The organism is Bartonella sp. MR168JLCBS (assembly GCF_042194175.1).
Window position 1 is genome coordinate 1 of record NZ_JBHIMP010000345.1, and the last position, 737, is coordinate 737.

Sequence of the window (737 nt, forward strand, 5' to 3'; positions counted from 1 at the left end):
ATGAAGAATGGTTTATGCCTTGTTTCGGGTGATTGATTTGATTTTCAATATTTATATTGATATTTTAATCGCAAATGTAATTTTTTCTTGGCTTTATGCATTCAACATTATAAATACACGCAATCGTTTCGTTTTTTTTGTAGGGCGTTTTTTGTACCGCGTTACAGAGCCAGTTTTAGGTCCTATCCGGCGGTTTTTACCAAATTTGGGAGCGATTGATATTTCACCTATTGTAGTGTTCCTGATTATTTATTTTATTCGTAATTTTATGTGGTACGCTTATGCGGGTATGTATTTCTAAAAATACTACATTAGGTGAACGAAAATGTTTCATCAAGTTGATACGAATGGCATAATTCTGTTTGTATACCTTATTCCCAAGGCTTCAGTTGACAAAATAATAGGAGTTGAATGCAGGGATGATGGAAAGCAGCGTTTGGTTATACGTCTTCGCACTCTTCCTGAAAATGGAAAAGCAAATAAAGCACTTATTAAATTTTTGGCAAAGCAATGGAAAATTCCATCTTCTTATATTTCTCTTAAAAGTGGTGAGACATCGCGCTACAAGCAGCTTTATTTTTCAGGATATTTACAAGAGGTAGGAGAGATATTACAATCCTTATATACCTCTACGCACAAAAATGAAAGCCTGCTCAAAAAACAGGCTTGATTTTTCTGAAAGAGTTATATTTCTTTATTGCGTTCAATAGCTTGCTTAATCAATTGATGTGCAAAAC

General features: G+C 33.8%; 2 protein-coding genes. Both read left to right on the forward strand.

Features of this window, described 5'->3' with window-relative positions; genetic code table 11:
- Positions 1 to 7 precede the first annotated feature (7 nt).
- A complete protein-coding gene (locus tag ACFIK8_RS11310; RefSeq protein ID WP_014923687.1) occupies positions 8 to 301 on the forward strand; it encodes a YggT family protein in 294 nt (97 codons plus the stop codon).
- Between the two features lie 24 nt (positions 302 to 325).
- Positions 326 to 670: a DUF167 domain-containing protein gene (locus ACFIK8_RS11315; protein ID WP_011178976.1), complete on the forward strand. Its 345-nt coding sequence runs from the start codon at positions 326 to 328 to the stop codon at positions 668 to 670.
- Positions 671 to 737 lie beyond the last annotated feature (67 nt).